We start from the raw sequence: 16,969 nt of genomic DNA, 5'->3' as shown, positions 1-16,969 counted from the left end.
TCCACACCCGGGGGCAGGCATGCTCGACGCACTGCGCATGACATTGCTGGCGCTGGCGCTGGCGCTGTTGCTTGGCGGGGCCGCCCACGCGGCCCCCGCGCGCGGGCCGGACATCCACATCGAAGACGCCACGCGTTTCTTCGCGCTCTACGACGCCACCGGGGGCAGGCCCACGGTGCAGCAGCTCGAGCAGGACTACCTGGCCAAGGGCTCGCCCAGCCTGCACACCTTTGCCAAGCTGCGCCGGGTGACCGCGCAGCGCATCGCCGACCAGATGGGCAAGGACCCGGCGATGTATGCCAAGGCCAGGCAGTGCCTGGCCGAATTGCCTGTGGCGAAGCAGCGCCTGGCCGAATCGTTCCAGCACCTGCTGGCCGCCCATCCGCAGGCGCGCCTGCCGCCGGTGGCGATCGTAGTGGGTCGCGGCCGCCCGGTGGGCATCGCCGAACCGGCCGGCGTGACCATCGGGCTGGAAGCGCTGTGTTCGGCCGATTTCATGAACCCGAACGTGCAGGACCGCTTCGTGCACGTCATCGCGCACGAATACGCGCACGTCCAGCAGGGGCCGATCACCGAGTTCGAGATCGGCGATCCTACCGCCACGGTGTTGCGGGTGTCGGTGGCCGAAGGCGTTGCCGAGCTGGTTGCCGAGGTGATTTCCGGCAATGTCGGCAACGCGCGCCACGCCGAGTGGACGCGCGGCCGCGAAGCGGAGATCGAGACGGCCTTCGTGCGCGACATGGACAGTACCGATCTCTCGGCCTGGGCCTACAACTACCGCAGCCCCGATCAGCCCTACGACCTGGGCTACTGGGTCGGCTACCGCATCGCCAAGGCCTACTACCTCCAGGCCAAAGACCGCAGGGCGGCATTGCGGCATCTGATGGCGGTGGACGATCCCAGGAAGCTGCTGGCCGAAAGCGGCTGGACACCCGGCATGGTGCAGCCATCGATCGACACGCTGGAGTAGGGCAGCTCCGCGGCGGGGCATGGCTATACTCGCGGCACACGCGGGCGTTGCCCGATACCCTTCCTGCGGAGCCTGCCATGCGCGACCCCCGTCTTACCCATGCTTCCCTGCGGCGCGCTGGGTTGCGTGTGCCGCGTTGGGCCACCGGTCTGGGCGGGTTGCTGCTGGGGCTGTTCTGCAGCGGTTTCGCCGCGGCGGTGATGACCGTGCTGGGCGCCAGCGTGGTGCCGGAGCTGTTGCAACCGTGGGCCGATGCAGGCATGCCCGCGCCCGCGTTGACGCAGGCGTTCGCCCACGGCTATGCGGTGGCCTGGCTGGGCCCGCCAGCGGTGCTGCTGCTGTGGCGTCTGGGCGGCAGTGCCGGACCGCTGCTGGCCGGGTTGGCCGGCATGGCGGCGCTGGCGTTGGGTGCGATCTTCACCGTGTTCGCGCTGTACCTGCCGATCTTCCAGGCCGCCAGCGCGATCTGAGCGGACGCATGCGCGGCCGTTGCAGTTCACCCTGGTGCTGCCGTGGGAGCTGGCATCGTCTGCGTTGTCCAGGAGCTTGCGCGGCGCTGCGGCACTCGCCCCGTTAGGATGGGCGCATGGACATACCCGAAGACATCCACCAGCACGTGCTGGGCATCGCCCGCGCCATCGCCGAGGCTTCCAGCGCCGGCGACACGCGCGCGCAATGGCAGTTGCACGGGCAGTTGCGCGAGTTCTGCCACGCCATGGCCGACGCTGGCCGCGACCATCCGTTCCTGTGGGAAACCCTGGCCGATTTCACCCGCGACGACCGCGTGGCGATCGGCCTGTACCAGCGTGCGTTGCTGCAGGTGCGCCAGCTGGGCTCGGCCGAGGCGGAAGCCTCGATCTGCATGGAGCTGGCGCAGCGCCATCTTGTATTGGCAGAGCCGGCCATCGCCTACGCCTTCGCGCTGCGCGCAGACGACGCTGCCCGGCTGACCGACGACCTGCCGCTGCGCCAGCGGGTCAGCCAGTTCCTGCTCGACCATTCGCTGGACGATCCGCAGGGATGAGCGCGCCACCGCGCAGGACGCGGCGGCACGGTGCTCACTCGAAGCGCCAGCGCAGGCCGGCATACACCCCGCGGCCTTCGCCCGGGGTGGAGCGGGCCGCGTCCTTGCCGGCATCGTTGTAGCCCGGCGTCACCGTCGCCGCATAGTGGCGGTCGCCGATGTTGCGCAGTTCCGCCCACGCCTGCCAGCGTCCGCTGGGGGCATCGAACCCGACCCGACTGCCGACGATGGCATGGCTGTCGGCGCGGACGCTGTTGGCGTAGTCCACGAACATCGCCGAGGCGTACTCGGTGTTGAGCGCGGCGTAGAAACCGCTGGGGTGGTCGTAGCGCAGCTCGGCCTGGTAGTAGTGGCGGGGCAGGCCGGGCAAGCGATTGCTGCCGAACAGCGCGTCATCGCGGTAGCGGAAGTCGCTGAAGGTGTAGGCCTGGCGCAACGACAGGCGGCCATCGCGTCCCTGCCACAGCGTGCTGTCCAGCCCGGCTTCCAGGCCGCGGTGCACGGTGGGGCTGGCGTTGTTCTCGGCCACGAACAGGTTCGGTACCGGCAGTACTTCCACGGTGAGCAGTTCATGCAGCACGCGGGCGTAGTAGCCGGTCAGCTCCCAGCGGCCGAGCGCGTTGTCGCCGCGTGCGCCCAGTTCCAGCGTGGTGGCGGTCTGGTTGTCCAGCTGCACGGGCGCGCGCTGGCGACCGGTGGATGCGCCATTGCCTGCCGCGAAATACTGGTTGGAGCCCCAGATCATCGACCACGGGTGCGCCGGCTCCACCGAGCGGCTGAGGTTGCCGAACCATTGCAGCTGCGGGCTCTGCTGCCAGGTGAAGCCCAGCCGCGGCGCATAGTCCCACTGGTGCTCGCGCAGGCGCTCGGGCGTGGCCGGCCAGGTCACCTGCACGTCGCGGCGGGTATTGATCAGCGCCAGCCCGGTCTGCAGATGCAGGGCGTCGGTCAGGGCCAGGTCGTTGCCGATGTGCAGCGTGCTGTCGGTGCCGTGGTGGGAGAAATCGCGCGTGTGGGTGCCGGCGGCATGGCCGTTGCCGGCAAAGCGCAGCGTCTCGCGCACGTCCGCGTCCAGGTCGTGGGTGACGCGCAGGCCCAGCGTGGTGACGCTGTCGCGGCCGAACAATACGTGCCGGTGGCGGTAGTCGAGCGTGGCATTGAGATTGGCGTAATCCAGCTGCTGCCGGTACAGGCTTTCGTTCAAGTCCATCGGGTAGTTGTGATACACCAGCCCGGCCTGCAACGAGGATGCCTCGTCGATCTGCCAGGTGGTCATGTTGCCGATCCAGGTGCTGCCCGGCTGCGGGCGGCGCGCGTCGATGGCCAGGTTGGCCGGGTTGGCCGCGCGCGGGTCGTTGCGGATCTGGTCGCGGGTCAGGCGCCCGGGGGTTTCGTGGTTGGTCTGGCGGTAGCGCACGAAGAAGCGCGTTTCCAGCTGCGGGGTGATCTGCCAGCCCAGGTTGGCCATGGCGCCCTTGCCGTCGCCACTGGCGTGGCGCTGGTAGCCATCGAACTCGGTGTCGGTGTAGGCGAGGTAGTAATCGACATCGCCGCTCACCCCGCCATAACCGACCCCGCGCTTCTGGTACCCGCGGCTGCCCGCTTCGTACTGCAGTTCCAGCCCCGCCGAATCGCGGCCACTGCGGCTCACATAGTTGATCGCGCCGCCCAGCGCCAACGCGCCGCGCTCGAACCCATTTGCACCGCGCAGCACCTCGGCCCGGCTCAACCACAGCGGTTCGAGCAGTTCGTAGGGGGTGCCGCCCGGGCCGGTCAGCGGCAGGCCGTCCAGCGATACCGAAATGCCCGACGCGTGCGCGCCGGGGCCACGGTTGATGCCCGAGCCACGGATGGACACCTTGGCGCCTTCGTTGCCCGGCGACTGCGCGCTGATGCCGGGCTGATAAGCCAACACGTCGGCGCTGCTGGACAGGCGGCGGTCGGCATTGGCCAGGTCGATTACATTGCCGGCACCGGGGATGCGCTTGAGCGCGGCGCGCGCCTGCTCGGTATCGCTGGCGGCGGTGACGTTGACCGCGTCCAGGGTGACCGCCTGCGCGGCGGGCGCGGCTCGGGCAGCAGGGGCGGCGGCGAGTGTGGCCGACAGGGCGGTGGCGAGCAGGGACAGGGCAGGGGCGGGGATCGGACGTGCGGTCATTCGTAGGTATCGTGGTGCCGACAGTGGAACACGCGGCATGGCGCGGCACTGTCAACTTTATTCGGGGTGCGCAAGTTAACAGGCTGGGCGACGTTCGTCACCCTTGCCCGCCGTATGGAGGGTAGTGCCGGCCGCTGGCCGGCTCCACGCGACGCCTGCGATACCAGCGGTACGGCCGGTTCAATCCGCGGCCGGCGAGGCCAATTGCCTGGCGCGGGCCAGGTAGCGTGCGGCGTTGCGCTGGTCGCCCATCGCCGCGCAGGTTTCGGCCAGGCTGTCCCAGGTGTTGGCCGAACGCGGGAACAGCTCGGTGTTGAGCTGGAACACCTCCAGCCCGGCGGCATTGCCCAGGTTTTCGCGGATGGCGTAGCCGGCGCGGTTGATCTCGCGTTCCAGGTCGCTGGCGGCGATGCCGGTGTCGGTGCGCAGCCACTGCTGCAGGGCAGCGCTGTCGCGGTCACCGCCAGCCTGCAGGGCGTGGGTGATCAGGCGTTCGGTCAGCGTCTGGCGAGGGAACGCGCGTGGCGCCACCAGGGCCATGGTGCTATCCACCAGCGTGCGCGACCACACGTTCTTCGCACTGCCGTTGGTCAGGTAGATGAAACTGTAGCGGTCGCCGTCCAGGCCGTCCTTGAACGCAATGCGCACGCGCACGCGGGTGCCGCCATCGTGGCCCACCTCGCGGTAGGCACCGCTTTCCTCGTATTCCCAGCCGCTGGCAAATCCACCGGTGCGCCCATCGGCCAATGCCTGCGGCTGCCATAGGCCATACAGCGCGGACCGGCTGACAAGCTCGCCACGGCTCATCGCCTGCACGAAGCGGTCCAGGTCGGCCAGCGTGGTATGCAGCGCGGCATGACCGTGGGCATAGGACGGCCAGGCAACATCGTCTTCCCGCTGCAGCACCCCGGCGCGCCCGATATAGCCCAGCGCGCGATCGCGCCGTGCGCTGGGCGGCGGGCCCAGCCAGGTGTGTTGCAGGCCCAACGGTCGCAGGATGCGCTGCTCTACGATGCGCGCGTACGGCTGCTGGTACTGCGCTTCCAGCAGCGCGGTGAGCACCAGGTAGTTGGTCTGCGTGTAGCGGTTGGCGCTGCCCGGAGCGAACTGCAGCGGTTGCCCGTCCAGCATCGCCCATACTGCCGGCAGCGTCGGCGGAAGGCCGGGACCCTGCGCGGTGGACACCACCCCGTCGCGGCTCTGGAAGTACTCGGGAACACCGGAGGCGTGGTCCAGGAACTGCCGCACGGTGATCGCCTGCCAGCGGACCGGCAGGCCGGGCAGGTAGCGGCTGGCCGGGGCATCCAGCGCGATATCGCCGCTTTCCACCCGCTGCATCACCAGCGTGCTGGTCAGCAGCTTGGCCAGCGAATAGACGTTGAACACCGTCTGCGCGGTCACCGGGCGGTGGGCGGCGATATCGGCGTCACCGGCGACGGCATGCACCAGGCGTTGGCCGTTGTGGCGCACCAGCACGGCCTGGCCGGCGATGCCGTAACGCGCGGCGTTGGTGTGCATCTGCTCGGCGACGCGGCGGTCCAGGTCGTCGGCACGCGCGCTGACCGGGGTCAGGTACGCGGCCGACAGCAGTACAAGCACGAAGGCGAAACGGCGCATGGCCGGGCATCCGAAGGGCGAAGCGGCACAGTAGGAAGCGCCGCAGTCCCGGTCAATGCGGCAGAGGTCATGACCACCGTTCCCGGCCTGGCCAGAGCAAACAGCGGCGGGCTCGATGCCTAACCGATCAACCGGCACGTCCCGACCATTCGGGACGCACAACGCGGTAAGTCCCGACCGTTCGGAACAAACAACGCGGCAGGTCCCGACCGTTGGTCGGGACGCATCTGGATCAGCCCAGAATCCCCGGCAGATCCAGCCCCTTCTCCTTCGCACAGTCCACCGCGATCCCATACCCGGCATCGGCATGCCGCATCACGCCGGTGGCCGGGTCGTTCCACAGCACCCGGGCGATGCGCTTGGCGGCGGCCTCGGTGCCGTCGCAGACGATCACCATGCCGGCGTGCTGGGAGAAGCCCATGCCGACGCCGCCGCCGTGGTGCAGCGATACCCAGGTGGCGCCGCTGGCGGTGTTGAGCAGGGCGTTGAGCAGCGGCCAGTCGGAAACGGCGTCGGAGCCGTCCTGCATGGCTTCGGTTTCGCGGTTGGGCGAGGCCACGCTGCCGCTGTCCAGGTGGTCGCGGCCGATCACCACCGGTGCCTTCAGTTCGCCATTGGCGACCATCTCGTTGAAGGCCAGGCCCAGCCGGTCGCGGTCGCCCAGGCCCACCCAGCAGATGCGCGCCGGCAGGCCCTGGAACTTGATCTTCTCGGCGGCCATGTCCAGCCAGCGGTGCAGGTGCGGGTTGTCCGGGATCAGCTCCTTGACCTTGGCGTCGGTTTTGGCGATGTCTTCCGGATCACCGCTGAGCGCGGCCCAGCGGAACGGGCCGATGCCGCGGCAGAACAGCGGGCGGATATAGGCCGGTACGAAGCCGGGGAAGTCGAAGGCATTGTCGACGCCTTCCTCCAGCGCCATCTGGCGCAGGTTGTTGCCGTAGTCCACGGTCGGCACGCCCAGTGCATGGAAGGCGAGCATGGCGCGGATGTGGTTGGCCATCGAATCGCGCGCGGCCTTCTCCACCGCCTTCGGTGCGGACACGCGTTTGTCGTCCCACTCCTCCACCGTCCAGCCCTGCGGCAGGTAGCCGTTGACCGGGTCGTGGGCGGAAGTCTGGTCGGTCAGCAGGTCCGGCTTGACTCCGCGCAGCAGCAGTTCGTCGAGCACGTCGGCCACGTTGCCGAGCAGGCCGACCGACAGCGGCTTTTTCGCGGTGCACGATTCCTCGATCAGGCGCAGCGCTTCGTCCAGGTTGTCGGTCCAGGTGTCCAGGTAGCCGGTACGCAGGCGCATTTCGATGCTGCTCCTGCGGCATTCCACCGCCAGGCACGAGGCGCCGGCCATCACCGCGGCCAGCGGCTGCGCGCCGCCCATGCCGCCCAGGCCGCCGGTGAACAGCCACTTGCCGGCCAGGCTGCCGTTGTAGTGCTGGCGGCCCATTTCCACGAAGGTTTCATAGGTGCCCTGCACGATGCCCTGGGCGCCGATGTAGATCCAGCTGCCGGCGGTCATCTGGCCGTACATCGCCAGACCCTTCCTGTCCAGTTCGTTGAAATGGTCCCAGTTGGCCCAGCGTGGCACCAGGTTGGAGTTGGCGATCAGCACCCGCGGGGCGTCCACGTGGGTGCGGAATACCCCGACCGGCTTGCCCGACTGCACCAGCAGGGTCTGGTCATCGTCCAGGCGCTTGAGCGTTGCCACGATCGCGTCGAAGCTGGCCCAGTCGCGCGCGGCGCGGCCGATGCCGCCATACACCACCAGTTCCTGCGGGCGCTCGGCCACGTCCGGATGCAGGTTGTTCATCAGCATGCGCAGCGGCGCTTCGGTCAGCCAGCTCTTGCAGGTGAGCGTGGGGCCGGTCGGGGCGAGGATGGTGCGGGTGGGATCGTGACGGTTCATGCAGCGCTCCGGGAATGGGCGAAATCCAGGCAGGCCTTGAGCACCTGCTGCAGGGTCTGGTGCACGGGGGCTCCCAGGTAGGGGTTGTAGCTGCTGGGCCACTGGCTGGGGTCCAGTTGCAGGGGCTCGTCCATGTAGCCGCGGCAGGCCAGTTCCATCTGCAGGCTGTGCACGCCGCCGGCGATGTCGCTGTAATGGCGGGTGATCCAGCCGCCCTTGAAACGGCCATTGCGCACGTGGCTCATGCCGCTGCCCGCGCACAGGTTCTCCACCACATCGGCCAGGGCGTTGTCGCAGCTGGTGTCGTCGTTGGTGCCCAGGTTGAACTGCGGCAGCTGCCCGTCGAACAGGTGCGGGATGATCGAGCGGATCGAGTGCGCGTCGTAGACCACCACGGTGGCGTGGCGCCGGCGCAGCCGCGCGATCTGCGCGGCCAGCGCGGCGTGGTAGGGCGCGAAATAGGTATCGCGGCGGCGGGCGATTTCGGCCTGGTCCGGTTCCCGGCCCGGGTGGTACAGCGGCTGGTTGTCGAAGGTGACCAGCGGGCACAGGCCGGTGGTGTTCTGGCCGGGGTACAGGGTGGCGCCGCTGGGGTCGCGGTTGACGTCGATCACCGAGCGCGAAATCGTCGTGCGCACCGTGGTGGCGCCCAGGCCCTGGGCGAACGCGTACAGCTGGTCCACCCACCAGTCGGTATCGCGGCGGGCCAGCCACGGCGAAACGAAATCGCCGGCCAGGTCCTCGGGCAGGTCGCTGCCGGTATGCGGGAAGCTGACGATCAGCGGCGCATCGCCCACGTGTACCTGCAGCCACGGCGGGCGCGCGTAGTGGATGGGGTGGTCGGTGGCCGGCAGGCCGGTGATCGCCGCGCCGTGGCGCGGTGTGCCGATGCGTGTCGTGCTCATGCCAGCGGCTCCACCTGCGGCAGCAGCGCGGCCAGGCCTTCGGCCAGCGCGCCGCTGCGCACCAGGGCGGTGGCGGCCACCATGTCCGGGTGGAAATAGCGGTCGTCCTGCAGGGTGGGTACCTGCGCACGCAGGCGCGCACGCACGCCTTCCAGGGCCTGGCTGGAGCGCAGCGGGGCATGGAAGTCGCAGCCCTGGGCGGCGGCCAGCAGTTCGATGCCGACCACGTTGGCCGCGTTCTCGGCCATCGCCAGCAGGCGGCGCGCGCCGTGCGCGGCCATCGATACATGGTCTTCCTGGTTGGCCGAGGTCGGGATCGAATCCACGCTGGCCGGGTAGGCGCGCTGCTTGTTTTCCGAGACCAGCGCCGCGGCGGTGACCTGCGGAATCATGAAGCCGGAATTCAGGCCGGGCCTGGGGGTCAGGAAGGCGGGCAGGCCGGACAGGGCCGGGTCGACCAGCATCGCGGTGCGGCGTTCGCTGATCGAGCCGATCTCGCAGATCGCCATGGCCAGCATGTCCGCGGCGAAGGCCACCGGCTCGGCGTGGAAGTTGCCGCCGCTCAGCGCCTCGTTGGTGTCGGTGAACACCAGTGGGTTGTCGGACACGCCATTGGCTTCGATCGCCAGCGTGGTGGCGGCCTGGCGCATCACATCGAAGGCGGCGCCCATCACCTGCGGCTGGCAGCGCAGGCAGTACGGGTCCTGCACGCGCACGTCGTTGTCGCGGTGCGATTCGCGGATCGCCGAGCCCTGCATCAGGGCGCGCAGGGTGGCGGCGGTGGCGATCTGGCCGCGTTGGCCGCGGATGGCGTGGATGCGCGGATCGAACGGGGTGTCCGAGCCCTTGGCCGCTTCCACCGACAACGCGCCGGTGACCAGCGCGGCCTGGAACACGGTGGTGATCTCGAACAGGCCGGCCAGCGCGTAGGCGGTGGAGTACTGGGTGCCGTTGAGCAGGGCCAGGCCCTCCTTGGCGCCCAGCACGCGCGGGGCCAGGCCGAGCCGGGCCAGGGCGTCGGCGGCGGGCAGGCGCTCCCCGTCGAGGAAGGCCTCGCCCACCCCGATCATCACCGCGGCCAGGTGCGACAGTGGGGCCAGGTCGCCGGAGGCGCCGACCGAACCCTGGCAGGGAATCACCGGCACGATGTCGTGCTGCAGGAAGGCTTCCAGCAGCGCCAGGGTGTCCGGATGGATGCCCGAGGCGCCCTGGGCCAGGCTGGTCAGCTTCAGCGCCATCATCAGCCGCACCACCGGCGCCGGCATCGGTTCACCCACGCCGGCGGCATGGGAGAGCACGATATTGCGCTGCAGGGTGGCCAGGTCGTCGCGCTCGATGCGCACGCTGGCCAATTTGCCAAAGCCGGTATTGATGCCGTAGACCGGGTCGCCCTTGGCCACGATGTCGGCCACGGTCTGCGCGCTGCGCAGCACCGCCGCGGCCGAGGCCGGGTCCAGCCGCACCTGCGCGCCATCGTAGATCGCGCGCCAGTCCGCCAGCGTCACCGCACCGGGGTTCAGGGTCAAAGTCGTGCTCATGGAATCTCCAGACATCACAGGGTTCAGACGGATACGCCGCGCATCACGCGCGCGTGCAGGGGATTGAAGCCCATGCGGTACACCAGGTCGGCCGGCGCCTGGATGTCCCACACGGCCAGGTTGCAGTCCAGCCCGGGCGCCAGCCGGCCAATGCGCTCATGGCGGCCCAGCGCGCGCGCCGCTTCACGGGTGAAGCCGGCGATGCACTCCTCCACGGTCATGCGGAACAGGGTGGCGGCCATGTTCATGGCCAGCAGCGGGCTGGTCAGCGGCGAGGTGCCGGGATTGGAATCGGTGGCCAGGGCCAGCGGCACGCCGGCCGCGCGCAACGCGGCGATCGGCGGCACGGTGGTGTCGCGGGTGAAATAGAACGCGCCCGGCAGCAGCACCGCCACGGTGCCGGCCGCGCGCATGGCGGCGATGCCGTCGGCATCGAGGTGTTCGATATGGTCGGCCGACAGCGCGCCATGGCGCGCAGCCAGGGCGGCGCCGTGCTGGTTGCTGAGCTGCTCGGCGTGGATCTTGACCGCCAGGCCGTGCCGGCCGGCGGCCACGAACACCTGTTCGGCCTGCGCGGCGCTGAAGCCGATGGTCTCGCAGAACACATCCACCGCCTCGGCCAGCCCGTCGGCGGCCATGGCCGGAATCATCACCGCGCAGACCTCGTCGATGTAGTCCTGCGCCTGGCGCCCGGGCGGCACGGCATGGGCGCCCAGGAAGGTGGGCACCACCTCGACCGCGCGCAGCCGGCCCAGCTCGCGCGCCACCCGCAGCTGCTTGCTTTCGTCTTCCAGGGTGAGCCCGTAGCCGGATTTGATTTCAATGGTGGTGATGCCCTCGGCCAGCATCGCATCCAGCCGCGGCAGGCTGGCGGCGATCAGCTCGGCATCGCTGGCCGCGCGGGTGGCACGCACGGTGGAGACGATGCCACCGCCGGCGCGGGCGATATCGGCATAGCTCACGCCCTGCAGGCGCTGCTCGAACTCGCCGGCGCGGTTGCCGGCGTAGACCAGGTGGGTATGGCAGTCGACCAGGCCGGGGCTGATCCAGCGCCCGCCGCAGTCGATGCGCTGCGCCGGCTGCAGATGCGCGGCCGAACCGGTCGCACCCACATGCACGATGCGGCCGTCGGTGGCGGCGATCACGCCGTCCTCGATCACGCCCAGGCCCGGGCCATCGACGGTGATCAGGTTGGCGTGGTACCAGAGGGTGTCACAGTGCATGGCAGCAACCGCTTCGGCTTATATGTCTATACAATATAGGCGCCACTTCCGGGATGTCCAGTGATGCCAGCCACCCCCGCCGCGACCCTTGTTTTCCATGCCACCCATGCGCTGCTGCCGCAGGGCTGGGCCCGCGATGTGCGCATTGTGTGCGCAGGCGGCCGCCTGGCCGAGGTCACCGCAGGCGTGCCCGCGCAGCCTGGCGATACCGCGCTGGCGATCGCGCTGCCGGGGCTGGGCAACCTGCACAGCCACGCCTTCCAGCGCGGCATGGCCGGGCTGACCGAGATCGGCGGCAACCGCGGCGACAGTTTCTGGAGCTGGCGCGAGTTGATGTACCGCTTCCTGGCCCACCTGCAGCCCGAGGCGGTGCAGGCCATTGCCGAGCAGGCCTATGTGGAGATGCTGGAATCGGGTTTCACCCGGGTGGGCGAGTTCCACTACCTGCACCACGCCGCCGACGGCACCGCCTATGCCAACCGCGCCGAGATGGCCGAGCGCATCGCCGCGGCCGCGCAGGGCAGCGGCATCGGCCTGACCCTGTTGCCGGTGTTCTATGCGCATGCCGATTTCGGCGGGGCCGCGCCGAACCCGGCGCAGCGCCGGCTGATCCATGACGTGGATGGGTTTGCCGACCTGCTCGACGGCTGCCGGCGCGCGCTGGCCGGCATCGACGATGCGGTACTGGGCATCGCCCCGCACAGCCTGCGCGCGGTCACCGGCGACGAGCTGGCCGCGCTGCTGCCGCTGACCACCGGGCCGGTGCATATCCATATCGCCGAGCAGACCCGCGAAGTGGATGCCTGCGTGGCCTGGAGCGGGTTGCGCCCGGTGCGGTGGCTGTACGAACACGCCGCGGTGGACCGGCGCTGGTGCCTGGTGCATGCCACCCACGTGGACGACGACGAACTGCAGCGCATCCTGGCCAGCCAGGCGGTGGTGGGGCTGTGCCCGATCACCGAGGCCAACCTGGGCGACGGCCTGTTCCCGATGCAGGCATTCGCGCGCGCCGGCGGCCGCTTCGGCGTAGGCAGCGATTCCAATGTACTGATCGATGCGGCCGAAGAGCTGCGCCTGCTCGAGTACGGCCAGCGCCTGCACTGGCGCGGGCGCAACGTGCTGGCGCCGGGCGATGGCCAGTCCAGCGGGCGTTGGCTGTACCAGCAGGCCTTGCAGGGCGGCGCGCAGGCGCTGGGGGTGGTCACCGGCCTGCAGGTCGGCGCGCCGGCCGATCTGGTCGAACTGGACCCGCAGCACCCGGCGCTGGTCGCGCGCGACGGCGATGCCTTGCTTGACAGCTGGCTGTTCGCCGCACGTAATGGCGCGGTGCGCTCGGTATGGCGCCACGGGCGCCAGCTGGTGCGGCAGGGCCGCCACGTGCAGCGTGAGGCGGTGGCCGCCCGCTTTGCCGCCGCCCTTCGCACGTTGTTGCTGGCCCGCTGAGTGCCGGCCGTGCCTGACCAGGAACCCCGAGTGACGGGCAAGAAAGCGCAAACCCTCAACCAGCGCATTCGCGCTGAACTGGAAAGCCGCATCCTCAGCGGAGAGTGGCCGCCGGGCTTCCGCATACCCTACGAGCACGAGTTGATGGAGCAGTACGGCTGCTCGCGGATGACCGTCAACAAAGTACTCACCGCGTTGGCCGAGAGCGGCATGATCGAGCGCCGCCGCCGCGCCGGGTCGTTCGTGGCCCGGCAGCCGCCGCACCTGGAGCAGGTGGCGCTGGAAATTCCCGATATCGCCATGGCGGTCGGCGCGCGTGGCCATGTCTACAGCTACCAGCTGCTGGAACGGGCCTATCGCCACCCGCAGGCGCAGGCCGAGGACGAGATGGCGCTGTCCGGCGGCGAGCAACTGCTGGCGATCCGCTGCCTGCACCGCGCCGATGGCCGGCCGTTCGCGCTGGAGCACCGGCTGATCAGCCCGGTCGGCGTGCCGGAAGTGCTGGACGTGGATTTCAACACCACCGCACCGGGCAGCTGGCTGCTGCAGAACGTGTCGTGGACCCGTGCCCAGCACCGCATCAGTGCCTGGGGCGCCGATGCGGCCGCCGCGGCACTGCTGGAGGTCAAGCCGGGCACCGCCTGCCTGGTGATCGACCGGCTGACCTGGCGCGGCGAACAACCCATCACCTGCGTGCGGCAGATGTTCCTGGGCGATGCCTGGGACCTGGTGGCACGGTTCGCCCCCGGCACCCGCTAGATCACAACGTCGTGCACTGCCGCCAGCGCACCGGCTCGTCCACGCCCGGGCGCGGATTGAGCTGGATGCGCACCGTGCGCAGGGCCGGATAGCGTTTGACTTCGGCGCAGATCCGCGGCCACATCGCGTCGATCTCGCCGCTGCGGTTGATCGACAGGGTCTGCCGGGTCAGCCAGAACGCGCTGACCACGCCGGCCTGGCCGGCCAGCGTGCGGGTCAATTCCTTCTGGTAGCGCGCCAGCGTGGCCGGGTCCGGGTCAGCCTCGATGCCGCCGACAGCCGCAGCAGTGGCGTGGGGGGCGGCCGGCGGCGTGGCGGCCGCCGGGACGGTTACCGGGGCCGGCGCCACGGCGCGCGCCGGCTGCGCGGCCGGCACGGCGGCGGTGTTGTCGTTGTCCAGCCGCGCGGTCATGTAGCCCATGCCCACCAGCAGGCCCAGGGTCAGCGAACCCAGTGCGGCGATCGAAATGCGCCGGATCGCCTCGCGGCGGGCCTCGTTCTTGACCCGCGCTTCCATGTCACCGGGCAGGTAAGGCTGCAGCAGCGGCCACAGCAGGTTCCCGTCGAGGACTTCCACGCCCTGTTTCTCGGCAGCCGTGCGGCCATCGCGTTCGACCATGCCCTCGGTGATCAGGATCCCGCCCCGGGCGCCGGCCAGGCGCGCGGCGGCGCCCAGCTCGTTCACCGCCGCGGTGCCGATCCGGTAGGCGCGGCCGTGCTTGCACGACAGCAGCCAGCGGTGCTGGCCATCGTCCATCAGGAAATCGCTGCGCGGCGCGCGGCTGTCATCGACCTCGCCGGGCACGTCCTGCAGGCCACGCTGCTCGCGCATGGCGCGGCGCACGATCTCGGAAAAATCACGCCAGTGCATCCCCGCCAGGGCATTGAGCCCCAGCCGGGTTTCCTTGCGGCGGCGCTTCACCAGCCAGAACCAGGCGGTGGCAAGGGACCAGACCACGAGGGCCAGCAGTAAAGCCAGAATCCAGGAGAACATGAGGTACTAGGGGATGAACACGGATGTGCGAGAGACAGTTTATATGCGCCCGCAGGCGTGTGCGGGGTGTCGAATTCGCAGCCGGCGCGTCCCGAACTTCCTGTCGGTGACGCAGTTCTCATTTCGTGCGCGGTCCGCTACCTGGAGGCCGTCGCGCAGACACAAAAAACCCGCCAATCCTTAGCCGTGAGGGGAGGGAACAAACGGCGCAACAGCGATTGGCGGGTCGATCCGATTGTCAACAAAGTCGTGTTGCTTTGCAACAATCCAGTAGCAGGGGCAGGGGGCACGCAGTGCCCGGCGTTACGGGCCGGTGCTGGTGTCGGTTCCGGTGCTTGGCCCGGCAGGCGTACCGGTGGCCGGGCCGGGGCCGGGCGAGGCGGTGCGGCTCTCGGCGCGGCTGACCCGTGCATTGAGCGCATCGATACGCGCATTCAAGCCGGTCACGTCCTCGGCGGTGGGGATGTGCAGGCGCTTGAGCACGCCCTGGACGCGCTCGTCGAAGGCTTTTTCCACCTTGTCCCAGGTACCGGCCGCCTTCTCGCGGGCCTCGCCCAGGTGTTCTTCCACATTGTCGCGCCAGCGCGGGGCGTCGCCGGCCTGCTCGCGGTTGCGCGCCTCGATCGATTCGCCTTCCTTGACCAGGGTGTCGAACACCCGGCTGCCCTCGGCCTGGGCGCGGCCCAATGCGCCCAGCCCGGCCAGCCACACCTGCTGCGCCGAGCCGGTCAGCTTGCGCGAGAAGCGTTCGGCCTGTTCCTGCAGCGAGGGCTGGTCGTCGCCGGCGGCGCTGCGGTCATCGAAGTTGTCGTGCTTGGTCATGGGGGCAATCCTGTCGGTGGACACCCGCCCGATCGTAATCAGCACCGGCGTTGCGCGGTGTGATGGCCGGCGCCCTGGCGGCACCGGATGCAGCATCGGTTCAGCCGAGCTTTTCCTGCAGCACGCGCTGGATTTCGCCTTCGACCATGCCCTTCATCGCCGACAGCAGGAAGCCCAGCGTGGCGGTCACGCGCACCTGGCCGGGCAGCAGTTCGATCGCGCCATCCACCCCGGAGCCGGTGAAGTTCAGCACCTCGCCGGCCCAGTTGCTGCGCAGCCCGAAGCGATCGGCCAGCTTGGCGGCCACGTCCTCGATCGCCTGGCGGGCCTGGTCGGCGGGCAGGGCGTGGGCGTGGCGGATATCGATGCTGGACATACAGGCTCCTGGCGGGGACAGCGGGGAAAGGGGCGTGCATTGTGCGCATCCTCGGCGATAACTCCAAGGACTGCGTCACACTTCTTCTTCGATGACATCCAACCTGCTAGGCTTTCGCCGCGTGCAGAACCTGCTAGTTCACTTCACCCATCGCCAACACCCCGACCAGCCGTTGCGGCCCGGGGTGCAACGTATCGTGCGCCATGCCTCGGGCAGCGTGCGGCTGGGCAATGACGCGGTGGGCACCCTGCTGCTGGCCCAGTTCTGCCTGGACGACCGCGGCCTGTGGCTGCAGGTGGCCAACGGCATCCGCGGCATCCACGTCAACGGCCGCCCGGTGCGGCGCATGGCGCTGCTGCGCGCCGGCGATGCGGTGTATGCCGACGGCGTGGAAATGCTGATCCAGGGCGAATGCGAGGCCCTCAGCCAGGCCCCGGCGCGCAGCGACGAGTGCGTGGACGACCAGCGCGTGCTGCGCGGGGTGGGCGGCCAGCACCACGGCCGTGGCTTCACCCTGGACCGCCCGCGGCTGATCGGGCGCGGCGCCGAGGCCGATATCGTGATCGACGATCCGGCCTTTGCCGAACAGCACGCCCGGCTGGAGCGGCACGGCGAGCGCCTGCTGCTGCGCGACCTGGGCGCGGGCGAATCGACCCGCGTCAATGGCGTCAGCGTCCGCCACTGCTGGCTGCTGCCCGGCGACCAGCTGGTGTTCGACGCCCAGCACCGCTTCGTGCTGGAAGTGCCGCACGACGGCCGCAAGCGCATCGTCAGCGAAGACGAGGACGACCTGCTCGACCTGCCCAGCGCCCACACCGCCCCCGTCCGGCCGCCGCAGGTCAGCCGCTGGCCGTGGCTGCTGGCCAGCGCGGTGCTGCTGGCGGCGATCATCAGCAGCCTGCTCTGGTTCGGGGCGCGGTAAACGTCAACGCATGCGCGCTGACGCCCCACGGTGTGCTGCGCACGCCGCGGGCCCCCGCCTCACCGGGCTTCCAGACCCCGCCGGTGCGCGGCGCCCCCTGACTCAGGGGGCTTTCCACCCGACAGACTTCGGCGGATCACGATCCTCGACCGTGACCTGACCGACGGTTGACCACGACCGGCGGCCACCGGTAGGTCACGACCGTTGGTCGTGACTGCCGGCTACGCGCGACGCCGGTAGTGCCGGCCGCTGGCCGGCTCCTCATGGCAATGGACCCGCCCGTAGTGCCGCCGGCCGCTGGCCGGCTCCTCATGGCAA

General features: G+C 69.8%; 15 protein-coding genes. 6 read left to right on the top strand and 9 right to left on the bottom strand.

Going from position 1 to position 16,969, the window contains the following annotated elements; all coding sequences use genetic code 11:
- The first annotated feature begins 19 nt into the window (after window positions 1-19).
- From IC535_RS14350 to IC535_RS14340, 3 genes are all read left to right on the top strand, one after another.
- Complete coding sequence (locus IC535_RS14350; protein WP_228887161.1) at window positions 20-970, top strand: DUF2268 domain-containing putative Zn-dependent protease; 951 nt, start codon at window positions 20-22, stop codon at window positions 968-970.
- Window positions 971-1,047: 77 nt separating this feature from the next.
- Window positions 1,048-1,440, top strand: a complete 393-nt coding sequence (locus IC535_RS14345; RefSeq protein ID WP_228887162.1) for a hypothetical protein — start codon at window positions 1,048-1,050, stop codon at window positions 1,438-1,440.
- Between the two features lie 116 nt (window positions 1,441-1,556).
- Window positions 1,557-1,994, top strand: coding sequence for a hypothetical protein (locus tag IC535_RS14340; protein WP_228887163.1), 438 nt, complete (start codon window positions 1,557-1,559; stop codon window positions 1,992-1,994).
- 34 nt (window positions 1,995-2,028) lie between these two features.
- Here IC535_RS14340 and IC535_RS14335 read toward each other — a convergent pair whose 3' ends face one another.
- The 6 genes from IC535_RS14335 to hutI form a co-directional block, all read right to left on the bottom strand.
- The gene (locus IC535_RS14335) at window positions 2,029-4,152 is read right to left on the bottom strand and encodes a TonB-dependent receptor family protein (RefSeq protein WP_228887164.1); all 2,124 of its coding nucleotides are present in this window, start codon (window positions 4,150-4,152) and stop codon (window positions 2,029-2,031) included.
- Between the two features lie 180 nt (window positions 4,153-4,332).
- On the bottom strand, window positions 4,333-5,769 hold the full coding sequence (locus tag IC535_RS14330; protein ID WP_228887165.1) for a serine hydrolase domain-containing protein: 1,437 nt from the start codon (window positions 5,767-5,769) through the stop codon (window positions 4,333-4,335).
- 232 nt (window positions 5,770-6,001) lie between these two features.
- Window positions 6,002-7,669, bottom strand: a complete 1,668-nt coding sequence (hutU, locus tag IC535_RS14325) for a urocanate hydratase (protein WP_228887166.1) — start codon at window positions 7,667-7,669, stop codon at window positions 6,002-6,004.
- Window positions 7,666-8,574, bottom strand: coding sequence for an N-formylglutamate deformylase (gene hutG / locus IC535_RS14320; RefSeq protein ID WP_228887167.1), 909 nt, complete (start codon window positions 8,572-8,574; stop codon window positions 7,666-7,668). The genes hutU and hutG overlap by 4 nt, the downstream gene beginning before the upstream one ends.
- The gene (hutH, locus tag IC535_RS14315; RefSeq protein ID WP_228887168.1) at window positions 8,571-10,112 is read right to left on the bottom strand and encodes a histidine ammonia-lyase; all 1,542 of its coding nucleotides are present in this window, start codon (window positions 10,110-10,112) and stop codon (window positions 8,571-8,573) included. The genes hutG and hutH overlap by 4 nt, the downstream gene beginning before the upstream one ends.
- 23 nt (window positions 10,113-10,135) lie before the next feature.
- Complete coding sequence (gene hutI, locus IC535_RS14310; RefSeq protein WP_228887169.1) at window positions 10,136-11,335, bottom strand: imidazolonepropionase; 1,200 nt, start codon at window positions 11,333-11,335, stop codon at window positions 10,136-10,138.
- Between the two features lie 63 nt (window positions 11,336-11,398).
- On the opposite strand from hutI, the gene IC535_RS14305 reads away from it, so the two are divergent.
- Both IC535_RS14305 and hutC read left to right on the top strand, forming a co-directional pair.
- Window positions 11,399-12,778, top strand: a complete 1,380-nt coding sequence (locus IC535_RS14305) for a formimidoylglutamate deiminase (RefSeq protein ID WP_228887170.1) — start codon at window positions 11,399-11,401, stop codon at window positions 12,776-12,778.
- A gap of 30 nt (window positions 12,779-12,808) precedes the next feature.
- Window positions 12,809-13,537, top strand: coding sequence for a histidine utilization repressor (gene hutC / locus IC535_RS14300; RefSeq protein ID WP_228887171.1), 729 nt, complete (start codon window positions 12,809-12,811; stop codon window positions 13,535-13,537).
- Window position 13,538: 1 nt separating this feature from the next.
- Here the strand turns inward: hutC and IC535_RS14295 are convergent, their stop codons facing one another.
- From IC535_RS14295 to IC535_RS14285, 3 genes are all read right to left on the bottom strand, one after another.
- Window positions 13,539-14,531: a restriction endonuclease gene (locus IC535_RS14295; protein ID WP_228887172.1), complete on the bottom strand. Its 993-nt coding sequence runs from the start codon at window positions 14,529-14,531 to the stop codon at window positions 13,539-13,541.
- A gap of 303 nt (window positions 14,532-14,834) precedes the next feature.
- Window positions 14,835-15,353 carry a phasin family protein gene (locus IC535_RS14290; protein ID WP_228887173.1) on the bottom strand — a complete coding sequence of 173 codons (519 nt, stop codon included), beginning with the start codon at window positions 15,351-15,353 and terminating at the stop codon, window positions 14,835-14,837.
- A 100-nt stretch (window positions 15,354-15,453) separates the two neighbouring features.
- Entirely contained in the window at window positions 15,454-15,729 is a 276-nt protein-coding gene (locus IC535_RS14285) for a polyhydroxyalkanoic acid system family protein (protein ID WP_228887174.1), read from the bottom strand.
- 121 nt (window positions 15,730-15,850) lie between these two features.
- Here IC535_RS14285 and IC535_RS14280 point away from each other — a divergent pair, with 121 nt between their 5' ends.
- Window positions 15,851-16,651, top strand: coding sequence for an FHA domain-containing protein (locus tag IC535_RS14280; RefSeq protein ID WP_228887175.1), 801 nt, complete (start codon window positions 15,851-15,853; stop codon window positions 16,649-16,651).
- Window positions 16,652-16,969 lie beyond the last annotated feature (318 nt).

Source organism: Stenotrophomonas rhizophila, from assembly GCF_020857975.1.
Taxonomy (GTDB): domain Bacteria; phylum Pseudomonadota; class Gammaproteobacteria; order Xanthomonadales; family Xanthomonadaceae; genus Stenotrophomonas; species Stenotrophomonas rhizophila_C.
Note: the sequence above shows the minus strand (reverse complement) of the source record. Positions and strands in the feature narration are given on the sequence as shown.